The 12,090-nt window shown below is 45.6% G+C and carries 12 protein-coding genes; 5 read left to right on the top strand and 7 right to left on the bottom strand.

All coding sequences use genetic code 11. The annotated features are described in order from the left end of the window. Positions 1 to 8 precede the first annotated feature (8 nt). Positions 9 to 545, bottom strand: a complete 537-nt coding sequence (locus HU147_RS16480) for a YtxH domain-containing protein (RefSeq protein ID WP_224077240.1) — start codon at positions 543 to 545, stop codon at positions 9 to 11. Positions 546 to 736: 191 nt separating this feature from the next. On the opposite strand from HU147_RS16480, the gene HU147_RS16475 reads away from it, so the two are divergent. After that, positions 737 to 2,110, top strand: coding sequence for an alanine/glycine:cation symporter family protein (locus HU147_RS16475; protein ID WP_224077239.1), 1,374 nt, complete (start codon positions 737 to 739; stop codon positions 2,108 to 2,110). Positions 2,111 to 2,168: 58 nt separating this feature from the next. Then, positions 2,169 to 2,390: a DUF1128 domain-containing protein gene (locus tag HU147_RS16470; protein ID WP_036805842.1), complete on the top strand. Its 222-nt coding sequence runs from the start codon at positions 2,169 to 2,171 to the stop codon at positions 2,388 to 2,390. 438 nt (positions 2,391 to 2,828) lie between these two features. Here HU147_RS16470 and HU147_RS16465 read toward each other — a convergent pair whose 3' ends face one another. From HU147_RS16465 to HU147_RS16450, 4 genes are all read right to left on the bottom strand, one after another. Next, complete coding sequence (locus HU147_RS16465) at positions 2,829 to 3,815, bottom strand: class I SAM-dependent methyltransferase (protein ID WP_224077238.1); 987 nt, start codon at positions 3,813 to 3,815, stop codon at positions 2,829 to 2,831. Beyond that, positions 3,812 to 5,122 (bottom strand): FAD-dependent oxidoreductase, encoded by a 1,311-nt coding sequence (locus HU147_RS16460; protein WP_224077237.1) that lies wholly within the window; start codon positions 5,120 to 5,122, stop codon positions 3,812 to 3,814. Before HU147_RS16460 ends, HU147_RS16465 begins: the two co-directional genes overlap by 4 nt. Before the next feature lie 109 nt (positions 5,123 to 5,231). Further along, complete coding sequence (locus HU147_RS16455) at positions 5,232 to 6,143, bottom strand: pseudouridine-5'-phosphate glycosidase (RefSeq protein WP_224077236.1); 912 nt, start codon at positions 6,141 to 6,143, stop codon at positions 5,232 to 5,234. Then, positions 6,140 to 7,234, bottom strand: coding sequence for a carbohydrate kinase family protein (locus HU147_RS16450; protein ID WP_224077266.1), 1,095 nt, complete (start codon positions 7,232 to 7,234; stop codon positions 6,140 to 6,142). The genes HU147_RS16455 and HU147_RS16450 overlap by 4 nt, the downstream gene beginning before the upstream one ends. A gap of 294 nt (positions 7,235 to 7,528) precedes the next feature. On the opposite strand from HU147_RS16450, the gene HU147_RS16445 reads away from it, so the two are divergent. From HU147_RS16445 to HU147_RS16435, 3 genes are all read left to right on the top strand, one after another. After that, positions 7,529 to 8,761, top strand: coding sequence for an aminopeptidase (locus tag HU147_RS16445; RefSeq protein ID WP_224077235.1), 1,233 nt, complete (start codon positions 7,529 to 7,531; stop codon positions 8,759 to 8,761). A 464-nt stretch (positions 8,762 to 9,225) separates the two neighbouring features. Then, the gene (gene mreBH, locus HU147_RS16440) at positions 9,226 to 10,233 is read left to right on the top strand and encodes a rod-share determining protein MreBH (protein WP_224077234.1); all 1,008 of its coding nucleotides are present in this window, start codon (positions 9,226 to 9,228) and stop codon (positions 10,231 to 10,233) included. Positions 10,234 to 10,325: 92 nt separating this feature from the next. Then, positions 10,326 to 10,892: a beta-class carbonic anhydrase gene (locus HU147_RS16435; RefSeq protein WP_053166936.1), complete on the top strand. Its 567-nt coding sequence runs from the start codon at positions 10,326 to 10,328 to the stop codon at positions 10,890 to 10,892. A gap of 92 nt (positions 10,893 to 10,984) precedes the next feature. Here the strand turns inward: HU147_RS16435 and HU147_RS16430 are convergent, their stop codons facing one another. Together HU147_RS16430 and HU147_RS16425 are read right to left on the bottom strand one after the other, a co-directional pair. Beyond that, the gene (locus HU147_RS16430; protein ID WP_224077233.1) at positions 10,985 to 11,458 is read right to left on the bottom strand and encodes a DinB family protein; all 474 of its coding nucleotides are present in this window, start codon (positions 11,456 to 11,458) and stop codon (positions 10,985 to 10,987) included. A 79-nt stretch (positions 11,459 to 11,537) separates the two neighbouring features. Next, the gene (locus tag HU147_RS16425; RefSeq protein WP_224077232.1) at positions 11,538 to 12,086 is read right to left on the bottom strand and encodes a GNAT family N-acetyltransferase; all 549 of its coding nucleotides are present in this window, start codon (positions 12,084 to 12,086) and stop codon (positions 11,538 to 11,540) included. Positions 12,087 to 12,090: the final 4 nt, after the last annotated feature.

Below are 12,090 nucleotides of genomic sequence, written 5' to 3'. Positions count from 1 at the left end.
TATCGGACTTAGGCCTTTTTTGAAGAGTCGGTACCGGAATTAAAACCGGAAGTAGATCCAGTTGTTGAACCTGTTGACGATCCAGCTGATGAATTTGAAGTTGATCCAAAGTTAGAACCGGTCCCAGTAGAACCTGAATCATTTCCTTCAGCCAACGATGAAGATGCAGATGGGCTATCTTCTTTTAATGCAGACAACACATCGTCTTTTGAATCGACGACTGCATCTTTCGTATCAACAAATGCTTCTTTTGTTTCCATTGCCAGTTCTTTTACATGCGGAGTCAAGTCTTTCAATTCGTTTACTTTTTCTCCCACATAAGAAGCGTCTTCGGAAATACGGGAATAAAGATTTTGAACTTTTTCAGTCTGCTGTTGTACAGCATTCACTAATTCTTTTCTATTTTGTGCATAATATTGAGCACTGCTGCCCACTTTTTTCGATTTGTTCACTACATCATTTCGCGTGTTGCGGTCTAATAAAGATACAATTACACCAACCGCAGCTCCCATAAGTAATCCTGTTAATAGTTTGTTTTGGCTCATCCTGAATTCCTCCCAATAATTGTAGTACTTGCGTCTCTTTTGGATTTTCCCTAATCTCCTGAAATTTAAACACTTAGTAAATTTTATTTTTAGAAAAACCTTGACTCTTCCTATAATATTTCGGAATATTAAATCTAAAGGCGGTGAATAAAGGAAGCTACACCATACTATACACAAAAAGGGGAAATACGATGGAGCGACTAGAATCAATTTTGGGCAGTATCAGCAGTTTTGTCTGGGGTCCACCTCTTCTGATCTTATTGGTGGGCACAGGAATCTTTTTAACTATTCGTTTAGGCCTTTTACAAGTTCGATATTTGCCTTATGCATTAAAACTGGTATTCACTAAAAACCAGGATACAAAATCAGAAGGTGACATCAGCCACTTCCAGGCGCTCTCCACCGCGCTGGCTGCAACAGTCGGCACCGGTAATATCGTTGGTGTTGCGACAGCCGTCATTCTGGGCGGACCGGGTGCCGTTTTCTGGATGTGGATGTCGGCATTCTTCGGGATGGCGACCAAATACGGAGAAGCTGTACTTGCAGTGAAATACCGTGTTGTTGATGCCAAAGGTTTAATGGCCGGGGGGCCGATGTATTATTTGGAACATGGCCTGAAACAGAAGTGGCTGGGTGTTATGTTTGCCATCTTCGGTTCGATTGCTGCGTTCGGCATCGGCAACGGGACACAATCCAACTCGGTTGCTGCAGTAGTCCGGGATACATTTAACGTACCCACATGGATTACCGGCATCATTTTGACGATTTTCGCGGCTGCGGTCATTTTAGGCGGCATCACGACAATCGGGAAAGTCACTTCTTATTTTGTTCCGTTTATGGCATTGTTCTATCTTATTGCCGGAGCGGTCATCATGGTATTGAATTTCGAATTGATCTTGCCGGCAATCGGTACGATTCTCACTTCAGCCTTCACCGGCGAGGCAGCAGTAGGCGGTGCAATCGGTGCCGCTATCCGGTATGGGGTTGCCCGAGGAGTCTTCTCCAATGAAGCCGGCCTTGGTTCCGCTCCTATCGCCGCAGCAGCTGCCAAGACGGATATGCCTGGGCGCCAGGCTCTTGTATCGATGACACAGGTGTTTATCGATACTTTGATCATCTGTTCGATCACAGGCATCACGATCGTCATGTCAGGCATGTATACCGACAAGTCCCTTGAAGGTTCAGCACTGACAACGGCGGCCTTCGAACAATTCCTGGGGCCAATCGGTCCGATTGTCGTCGCGATTGGACTCATTTTCTTTGCTTCTTCTACGATCATCGGCTGGTCGTACTACGGAGAGAAATGTTTCCAGTATCTATTTAAAAACCCAAGCCTTCTGATTGTTTACCGCGTCGCCTTTATTGCCGTAGTATTCATTGGTGCCACCGTTTCTCTTGATGTCGTCTGGATGTTCTCCGATATCATGAATGGTTTAATGGCTCTTCCGAACTTGATCGGGCTTCTCGGCTTATCCGGTGTCATTGCGCTTGAAACGAAGCGCATTGTGGCAAAAATCAAAGAAGAAAAAGCAGAAGCGAAAGAAGCCGCACGTATTGGCAATTGACATTTTTTTTGAACAGTGAAATGATGGGTTATACCCTATCGAAAGGCAGGAATCCATTATGGACCTCTCACAACCATCAAACGAAAATGTCTCATTCATGATTGAAGAAATAAAAGCGAAATTGCGCATGGTTAATTCCGATGCAATGAAACCTGAACACTTCAACTCATCGAAATACGAAGACTTGAAGGAACTGTATGAAATGGTCGCAAGCCGCGACAACATCACGCCAAACGAAATGCAGGCTATCGCACAGGAACTTGGTTCATTGCGCAAATAAAAGACCCCTTGGATTTCAGGAATTTCCTGAAATCCAAGGGGTTTTTGCTTTTTTAAAGAAACGGCCATTTCAGCTTTTCTTTTCTAGTTTCGTCGGCTAGTCCCTCGAGTCGCTTCGGTCTTTCCGTCAATGGCAAAGAACGCCATGGCCGGCAAGCCCTCCAGCGCTTTTCGGGACTATAACAGCCGACTACACTTTTCTTTTTTGTCCAGCTTCAATGGCCAGATTCTCGGGTCGTAAACTGAACTGCCTGTGCGGCTGAAGACACGCCGCTTCGGCAGCTCATCTTACGCCTTTCGAATCTTAACGGCCATTTCAGCTTTTCTTATTGTCCAGCTTCAGCACCTAGCCCCTCGAGTCGCTTCGGTCTTTCCGGCGATGGCAAAGAGCGCCATCTTCGGAAAGCCCTCCAGCGCTTGTCGGGGCTGAGCAGGCGCTTCAGCTTTTCTTTTGATACTGTGCGATGTACCAGCTGCCTTCTTTGATGACGGTTTTGATGCCGAGCATGGTGAGTCCTGCTTCTTCGCCCCATTCCGCTAGTTCCTGTCTGGTCGGCAAGCGATAGAGGTTGTCGAAAGAGGAGAAAAAGCTGTTGAAGACATTCGCAAAAGGCGGATCTTCGCTGCTGCCGGCGATTGGAGTGACGACCGAAAGAATGCCGTCTTTCTCCAACCAGCTGGCCAGTTCCGTGAACAGCGCCTGCCTTTTTTCCAAATCGATGTAGTGGATGACGTTATTCATCATGACCATATCCTGCAGCCGTTCAGGCTGGTACTGCCACAAGTCCGCATTTTCAATGACAATGTTGTCATTGCCAGCAGTCAATTCCTTGGCCGTTTCTACGACAGCCGGACTGATTTCGATGCCGGTAAATTGGGTATCTGGAAAACGGTCGGCCAGCTTTTTGATATAGCCAGCTTCCCCGCAGCCAATATCGAGAACGGTCCGGCTTTTGTTTTCTCTTATGCGTTTGGACATTTTCGGCATGGCCAGCACTTCCAGGAGACGGCTGGTTTCCGCAACAGTCGGGGCATGTTTTTCTTCATCAAAATGGCGCCGGTTTTGGTTTCGCATCATTTCCGGATAGCTGAGGAGTGTAGGGATATGGAGTTCCATCATTTCTTTCAATAATACGCCCGACGAATTATTGCCTTTCGGTTTCGGCAGTTTCCACGTATTCCATACTTTATAGCGCCCTCTTCCCGCTTCTTTCAAGTGGCCGATCGAGACACCCACACTTACCCATTGACGCAGCAAATCCTCATCCAATTGAAGGGCATCCGCCACATCAAATTGTGTTACAGGGCGTTCAAAAGCTTTAAATAAATCCAATTCATATCCAACATAAGCATGCCAGCTATACAAAAACGGCTCATTGCGCTTCATGTACATGCGAGCCTTAAACATTTTCATCACATCAATCATAAAAGTCCCTCCACTTTCCACGGATAATCTTCTTCTCTGGTGAAATATTTCAATTCTTTTGTATCTGAAGTTAAATCCCTGCTTCGTCGAACAGGCATAATGCCGCCTTGGATAAAACGGTCGCGGACGTTTTCTTTCCACATGCCAAGGCCAGAAACATTCAGCATCTGCTTGAAGTGAAGGATTGGATCTTCTTCCATACGTTCTACTGTCCGTGTCCGCAAATAGCTCACGGTCCGGAAAGGAAACGAATAAGCGAGTGCAGACAAATGGCTCAGCTGGATTACATGCTCAGCACGCTTATAGCGCACTTTTTCAAACCATCGCAGATTTTCAGGGTTCCGTTTTCCGGATTCCACCATATCGGCAAGCAGCTCGCCCAGCACATCCGCGTCCTGAATGGCCATGTTCATCCCTTCGCCTGCCATCGGATGCACCGCATGGGCGGCGTCCCCAATAATCGCCTTATTGCCTTTTACATAAGAAGGGGCATGGAACATCACCGGAATCATCAACTGGATTTTTTTCCAGTCCTGCAATTGCTGGACATAGCCGTCAATGGAAGGCGCCAAATCCGTGTAAAGTTTATGGAAATGGCTGATCGGTTTCTCCTTCAACTCTTGGTAGTCCCCTTCCGGTATTAAGTACACGCTGCGCACCTGGTTGTCCGGCAGCGGAAACAAACCCAAAAACCGGTTATACGTAGAAATGATTTTTCCATCCCGGAAATTTTCGGCACGCGGAAAAGTCACGGTTAAAAAATGATGGTTATACGCCGTCTGCTTTATTTCAATGCCCATCGCTTTACGGGTAACCGATGCCCGTCCTTCTGCACCTACAAAATAATCAGCCTGCACTTCCAGTTTTTCTTTGCCTTTTTGCAAGTGGGCGGCATTGTCATCAATTTTCTTTACGGTAGTTCCACCTAAATAAATAAAATTGGGGTATTGGGAAGCAGCTTCACGAAGAATCGATTTCAGTTCTTCGTGATGCGCCATATAAGCGGCATTGTATTTTCCCGGAAGCACGCTATAATCCAGAAAAGATTGATCGCGGACTGCCAGTGTGCTGGACAATTCCAGCATATCGAGCACTTTGATCTCATTGGAACGTTCTTCAATTTCTTCAAAAAGTCCCAGTCCATCAAAAATCTGCATGCTTTTGGGCTGCAGCAATTCACCTTTATAAGCAGGAGTTTTGGAAGTCAGACGTTCCGCAACGGTCACATTCACTCCGCGCTGTGCTAACTTCAAGGCAAGTGTTAAGCCGCCGACTCCTCCACCACTAATGAACACATCTGTTTTCATAGGTTTCAGCTCCTTATTTTTGTCTACCCGTAAACAAATGCAGAAGAAACCTTTCTCAAAAGACAAAAAAAAGAAGCCCTCAAAGTTGAGAGCTTCTTTTCCTATTTTCTTAAAGTCCGTTGTAAGCTACCGCTAATTTCGCACCGACTTCAGCGTTATGCTTTACCAATTCGATATTTGCGACCAGGCTTGTGCCTTCAGTCAATTCTTTTACTTTTCCAAGAAGGAATGGCGTTGTTTCTTTTCCAGCAATGCCATTTTCTTTTGCTTCAATCATGGCTTGGTCAATGATGCCGTTAATGAACGATTCTTCCATCGCATGTTCTGCCGGAATCGGGTTAGCCACTACAGCGCCGCCTTTAAGTCCAAGATCCCATTTCGCTTTCAATACTTTTGCCAAAGTTTCTACGTCATCTGCACGGAAAGTCAAATCAAATTCGCTGGCTTGTGTATAGAACGCCGGCATTTTATCTGTTTTATAGCCAATGACCGGTACGCCTTTCGTTTCAAGGAATTCCAGTGTCAAACCGATGTCCAAAATTGATTTTGCTCCAGCACATACAACTGCTACACCGGTAGTTGCCAATTCTTCAAGGTCGGCTGAAATGTCCATTGTTGTTTCTGCACCGCGGTGAACGCCGCCAATGCCGCCTGTAGCAAATACACGGATGCCAGCAAGTTCTGCACAAATCATCGTAGCCGCAACCGTCGTAGCACCGATTTTTTTCGTTGCAATCAACTGCCCAAGATCACGGCGTGATACTTTTGCGACGTCCGGGCTGTTGCCAAGAAGTTCTAACTCTTCATCGGATAAACCGATTTTGATCTTGCCGTCCATGATGGCAATTGTTGCTGGAACAGCTCCATTGTCACGGATGATCTGTTCAACGATGCGCGCCGTTTCGACGTTTTGCGGGTAAGGCATGCCGTGGGAGATGATCGTCGATTCCAACGCCACAATCGGTTGGTTGTTATCCATTGCTTGTTGCACTTCAGTTGAGTAAGTAATCATTGAGTTCATAGTAGTTCCTCCAGTTCAATTTGTAATTGCATAGCCGATAACTCAGTTCTTACGGTTGATTCGCTTTGCAGCGTTTTCGCTGCATTGATTAGCCCTGTCTGAATGATTTTTTCAAACGGGTGGTCTTTTAAGTAACTGTGGATGATGCCGCTTGAAAACGCATCTCCTGCTCCTGTCACATCGAGAAGCTCCGGCACGTCGATTGCTGCGAAATGGCTGATTCTTTCACGGTTTCCTGCCATCACCCCTTCTTTCCCGGCGGTGATTACGACATTTTCTGCCCCGTGCCCCAGCAATCGGGTCGCAGCATTTTTCCATACTTCGGGAGAATCGATTTTGATGCTTAAAAAGCGCTCCGCTTCCCCTTTATTCAAAATCAGCCAAGTAATACCGGTCAAATCTTCCCCCAGCCGGTCAATTTTTGGAGTGGATACAGGAATGACCGCGAGCGGGATATGGCGTGATTTTGCCAATTCCTGCACGTACCGGACCGTTTCTTTCGGACAATTTAAATCAATGACAAGAAAAGCGGCTGCCATCAATGCCGTTTCGTGGCGTTTGACATAGTCCACTGTCAATGAATCGTAGATGGCCATATCCGCCATCGCCAAAATCATTTCCCCATCCGGCTCCAGTACAGCTGTATAGGTGCCAGTAGAAAGATCATTATGGGTTTTCGTTAATTCCGTATCCATAAAAGGCGAAGAGGTTTCTTCTATCAACTTCCACTCCGGATCATTTCCGGCGATGGACATTAGTTTTACCTGGTGGCCCATCCTTCCCAGGTTTTCCGCTACGTTCCGGGCGACTCCGCCAACGCTGCCGGAAACTGCCGCCGGATTAGATGTGCCCATTTGAGCCTTTTTTTCCAGCCAAAACTTGCGGTCGACGTTCGCCCCGCCGATGCAGACGACTGTGCCTTCTTCCGGAAGAATGTATGCCCGGCCCGCAATTTTCCCTTGCCGAATCAACCCGGAGATTAAGTTAGCTAAAGAAGGACGGGACATTTGCAACGAATCCGCCATCTCTTGTTGAGACAAATAAGGATTTTTCCGGATCAGTTCAATGACTTCCTGTTCCTTTTTGTTCAACTCGTCACCTCCCTTTTCAAACATTTGTTTAAATCATAAACTTTTATAATAAAAAATGCAAGAGTAAATATGAATTGAATTTAAAAGATGGAGTGCGGCTTCAAATCTCAGTTCTCTTTTGTTGCACCTACGAGCAGTTCAGGAACAGATTTGGAGAAGGACTTTCCCGTTTTTCTCTTGATCAATTGAAGTGAAGGTCCTGCAGAAAAAATTTCTCTTTATGCTTTTAGGGCTAAACATTGCCACGACTGACTGAAAATTGCTAAAATAGAAAGGATGAGAGGAGAGATTTATTTGACAACTTTTGATGAAAAACTAGCCCGTTATGCAGAACTTGCTGTAAACGTGGGTGTTAATATTCAACCTGGACAGCCGCTTTATATCAATGCGACATTAAATGCTGCGCCTTTTGTACGTCTGATTACAAAAAAAGCTTATGAAGCCGGTGCCAAACAAGTCTATGTGGACTGGAGCGACGATGAAATTACGCGCACCCGCTTTGAACTGGCTCCAGAAGATTCATTTGCGGATTTCCCTGCCTGGAAAGTGCAGGAGCGTGAAATGTTGGCCGACCAAGGAGCTGCGTTTATCAGCATCATGTCCCAAAGCCCGGATCTTTTAAAAGGCATCGATTCAAAACGGATTGCCGCTTCACAAAAAGCAACCGGTACGGCACTCAGCAAATACCGCCAATATGTGCAATCAGACAAAATCAGCTGGACCGTTCTTGCCTCCCCTTCCAAGGAATGGGCAGCCAAAGTCTTCCCGGAACTTCCGGAAGATCAGCAAATGGATGCGTTATGGGACGCCATCTTTAAAGCGGTACGCGCCGATTTGGACAATCCGGTACAGGAATGGCTGGATCATGACAAAACTTTGCATACGAAAGTGGATTACTTGAACAACAAAAAATACGCTAAGCTGCATTACACTTCTCCTAAAACAGACTTGGAAGTCGCATTGCCAAAAGGCCACTTGTGGTGCGGTGCAGGATCTGTAAACGAGAAAGGCCATACATTCATGGCAAACATGCCGACGGAAGAAGTATTCACTGTTCCGGACAAAACAGGCGTCAATGGCTATGTATCCAGTACGAAACCGTTGAGTTATGGCGGCAATATCATCGACGATTTTAAAATCACGTTTGAAAACGGCAAAATTGTTGATGTTACTGCAGCTGAGGGCGAAGAAGTATTAAAAGAGCTTGTAGCTACCGATGAAGGGTCCCACTACCTAGGGGAAGTGGCGCTTGTGCCGCATGAATCGCCAATTTCGGCTTCGAATATTTTATTCTACAATACGCTTTTCGACGAAAATGCTTCGAACCATTTCGCGATTGGCAGTGCCTATGCATTCTGCATCGAAGGCGGCAAAACAATGTCGAAAGAAGAGTTGGCTGAAAATGGCCTAAACCAAAGCATTACGCACGTCGATTTCATGGTCGGTTCAGGCGAAATGGATATTGACGGAATCCTGGAAGACGGCACACGCGAGCCGATTTTCAGAGCCGGCAACTGGGCTTTTTAAGTATCATTATTTTGACACTTAATTTATCGTCGGCTATCATGTATACTTAAAGTGATAATTACAGATACGAGAGGAGTTATCATTATGTTAGAAGGCGTAACTATAGTTCTTGGTTTCATGGTAGTTATTTTCTTGTTCTTCTTTACACTATTGCATTTCCTGGGTAAAGAGCTTCACGCACACGACGCGGAGCATGTGGATCCAATGCCGAAAAAAAGATATTGAAAAAAAACCGTTCTCTTATTGAGAGCGGTTTTTTCATGGCTGAATTCGGCGCTTGCTTCTGCCGAAGAGAATCTGTTTTCTTTTAAGGGGAACAACTCACGACTATATACCCTCAATTCCAAGCTTTTTAATACATTACGTCTTTCAAATGAATCATTTTCTGCTTCCCTTCTTTTTACATTAATTTTTCATGGTAAAATATAAAATGGTAGTTGTTTATAATTAGGAGGAGTTTAGGCATGTTTTCTTCAACGGATATTGGAATTGATTTAGGAACTGCAAATATTTTAGTTTATACAAAATCAAAAGGCATTATTTTAAACGAACCTTCAGTGGTCGCATTGGATACAAAATCAAATAAAGTGATTGCGTTCGGCGAAGATGCCAAAGCTATGATTGGCAAAACCCCTGACTCAATTCGAGTGGTCCGTCCTTTGAAAGAAGGCGTGATTGCAGACTTTGATGTGACCATTGAATTGTTGAAACTGGTCATGCAAAAAGCAGCCAAACAAATTGGCGGTTCTTTCCGCAAACCAAATGTCATGATTTGCACGCCTTGCGGTGCCACTTCTGTTGAACGGCGTGCCATCGTGGACGCAGTGAAACACAGCGGCGCAAAAAGCGTACACTTGATCGAAGAGCCGGTGGCAGCTGCAATTGGTGCAGATCTTCCAGTCAGCGAACCGATTGCCAGCGTCATCGTAGACATTGGCGGCGGCACGACTGAAGTCGGCATCATATCCTTTGGAGGCGTTGTATCCGCCAATACGGTAAGAGTTGCGGGAGACCGCATGGATGAAGACATCATCCAATATGTCCGCAAAAAATACAATGTATTGATTGGGGAACCTACCGCTGAAAACATCAAAAAACAAATCGGCTATGCCTTGGTTCCGCACGAAGAGGAAACCATGGAAGTCCGCGGCCGCGATATCATGACGGGATTGCCGAAAGTCGTCAACTTGACTTCAACGGAAATCCAGGAAGCTTTAAAAGAATCGCTTCTTGCCATTCTCGAATGCATCCGTGCAACGCTGGAAAACTGTCCGGCTGAACTGTCCGGCGATATTGTAGACCAAGGGGTGATCATTTCCGGAGGCGGCGCTTTGCTGAAAGGGTTGCAGCAATGGCTGTCCGAAGAAATTTCCGTACCGGTTCATATTGCCCCGCAGCCTCTTGAGTCTGTCGCAATCGGCACTGGAAAGTCGCTGGTCATGCTTAACAAGTTGGACAAAATCGCACGATAAAACTATTGGTCCGGAAGCATTGTGCTTGCGGGCTGTTTTTTTCTGCAAAAAGGATTAAAATAAAAATAGGCTTTCTAAAGGAGGAACCGAATATGTCAATGTTGGAAGATATTTTGGAGTACAACGAACAATTTGTAGAGAACAAAGAGTATGAGCAATACATAACCACTAAATTCCCCGACAAGAAAATCGTCATCCTTACTTGTATGGATACCCGGCTATTTGAAATGCTGCCAAAAGCCATGAACCTGAAAAATGGCGATGTTAAAATCGTAAAAAGCGCCGGTGCTGTCATTAATCACCCATTCGGCGGAATCATGCGCAGCTTATTTGTTGCCGTCTATGAATTAAAAGCAGAAGAAATTTACATAATCGGCCATCATGACTGCGGCATGTCTGCCATTGATCCGACTTCCGTTCTGGAAAAAATGAAGGCGCGTGGAATTGACGAAAAAACCATCGAGCAATTGAAATATTCCGGCGTAAACATCGAGGACTGGCTGCGCGGCTTTGATGATGTCAACGAAAGCGTACGCCACAGTGTAAATATGGTGAAAAACCATCCATTAATGGACCGCACTGTACCGGTTCACGGGCTGGTCATCGACCCTACTACAGGTAAACTTGATATTGTTATTAACGGAAACGAAAACCGCTGAGAGATTCTCAGCGGTTTTTTTATTGCGTAATTCAGTTCGATTCACCATGATCCTGCTTGCAGCGATCTATGCCTCGCTCCGGTTCTTCCCCACTATTTTTTAAAATATAGATAATCAAGTGCAATTCCCTCTTTGCCAAATTGGCGCAGGAACGAGGTAACTTGCCCTCTGTGGTAAGTGCCATGATTGATGACCGTGAAAAGCATTTCTTCGCGCGAGTTCTCGAATTCATCTCCGCGCATATTTTTAAACTTCAACTTCTCCTGCCATTGCTCTTCCGTCAGCGCAGACATGTATAATTCCATTTCTGCATGCAGCAACATAAACGCTTCGATGGCTTTTTCTGTTGTTTCGACATCAAAATATTCGAATGTCGGATCCTCAGTTGCAGCCATTCGCATCAGCCATAGTTTTTCGACGCCAATGACATGTTCCATCGTTTTTTCGATGGAAGCGAAAGAATTTTGCCCTTCTCTTCGGTAAAGGTCTTCGCCTAGCATTTGGACGTGCCGAAGGCATTCCAAAGTGGCCCATTGGTGATAGGAAAACAATCGGTTTCTATCCATCTCGCATCCTCCTCAGCCTTTATTCTGAAAACCATCTGGCAAGTGAGTTCCACCATTTCTTATAGGCGGCCTTGCCCTTTCAAAATTCACTTTCCAGGATGGCATATTGAAAATGATCTTCCCATATTCCGTTAATATACAGGAACTCGCGCAATAGACCCTCTTTTTGATATTTCGACTTCTCAAGCACACGGATCGAACCCGTGTTTCTCGGGGATACATACGCCTCAATCCGGTGCAGCCGGAGCTGCTCAAAGCCAAAGGCTGTCACAAGCCCCACCGCTTCTGTGGCAATCCCTTTTCCGATGCTGGCTTCATCAATGGAATACCCAACCAGCGCACTTAGAAAAGGAAGGCGTTTAATGCCGTAGATCGAGATATGGCCGATCATATTATTGGATTCGTGCTCGAAAATCCCAAAGCTGTACTCGCGGTTTTCTCTCGCCTGATAAATCGATTCCCTTATCTTTTCACGCTGAACCATAGCTGTAAAATAACTGTCTTGATGGCGAGGCTCATAAATCGCCCAATAATCCCGATTGCGCGACAGCAATTGAACCATTTCTTCCGCATCGTCCACTGTTAAATTCCGGATATAACATGTACGCCCTTCGAATAGTAAATTCATGGCA

The sequence above is a fragment of the Planococcus chinensis genome, assembly GCF_020071995.1.
GTDB classification, from domain to species: Bacteria; Bacillota; Bacilli; order Bacillales_A; family Planococcaceae; genus Planococcus; species Planococcus chinensis_A.
Note: the sequence above shows the minus strand (reverse complement) of the source record. Positions and strands in the feature narration are given on the sequence as shown.

What these genes read in the sequence shown, in the direction of transcription:
- HU147_RS16480 (WP_224077240.1), bottom strand. Translation starts at nt 545, where the DNA reads ATGAGCCAAAACAAACTATTAACAGGATTACTTATGGGAGCTGCGGTT.
- HU147_RS16475 (WP_224077239.1), top strand. Translation starts at nt 737, where the DNA reads ATGGAGCGACTAGAATCAATTTTGGGCAGTATCAGCAGTTTTGTCTGG.
- HU147_RS16470 (WP_036805842.1), top strand. Translation starts at nt 2,169, where the DNA reads ATGGACCTCTCACAACCATCAAACGAAAATGTCTCATTCATGATTGAA.
- HU147_RS16465 (WP_224077238.1), bottom strand. Translation starts at nt 3,815, where the DNA reads ATGATTGATGTGATGAAAATGTTTAAGGCTCGCATGTACATGAAGCGC.
- HU147_RS16460 (WP_224077237.1), bottom strand. Translation starts at nt 5,122, where the DNA reads ATGAAAACAGATGTGTTCATTAGTGGTGGAGGAGTCGGCGGCTTAACA.
- HU147_RS16455 (WP_224077236.1), bottom strand. Translation starts at nt 6,143, where the DNA reads ATGAACTCAATGATTACTTACTCAACTGAAGTGCAACAAGCAATGGAT.
- mreBH (WP_224077234.1), top strand. Translation starts at nt 9,226, where the DNA reads ATGTTTTCTTCAACGGATATTGGAATTGATTTAGGAACTGCAAATATT.
- HU147_RS16435 (WP_053166936.1), top strand. Translation starts at nt 10,326, where the DNA reads ATGTCAATGTTGGAAGATATTTTGGAGTACAACGAACAATTTGTAGAG.
- HU147_RS16430 (WP_224077233.1), bottom strand. Translation starts at nt 11,458, where the DNA reads ATGGATAGAAACCGATTGTTTTCCTATCACCAATGGGCCACTTTGGAA.
- HU147_RS16425 (WP_224077232.1), bottom strand. Translation starts at nt 12,086, where the DNA reads ATGAATTTACTATTCGAAGGGCGTACATGTTATATCCGGAATTTAACA.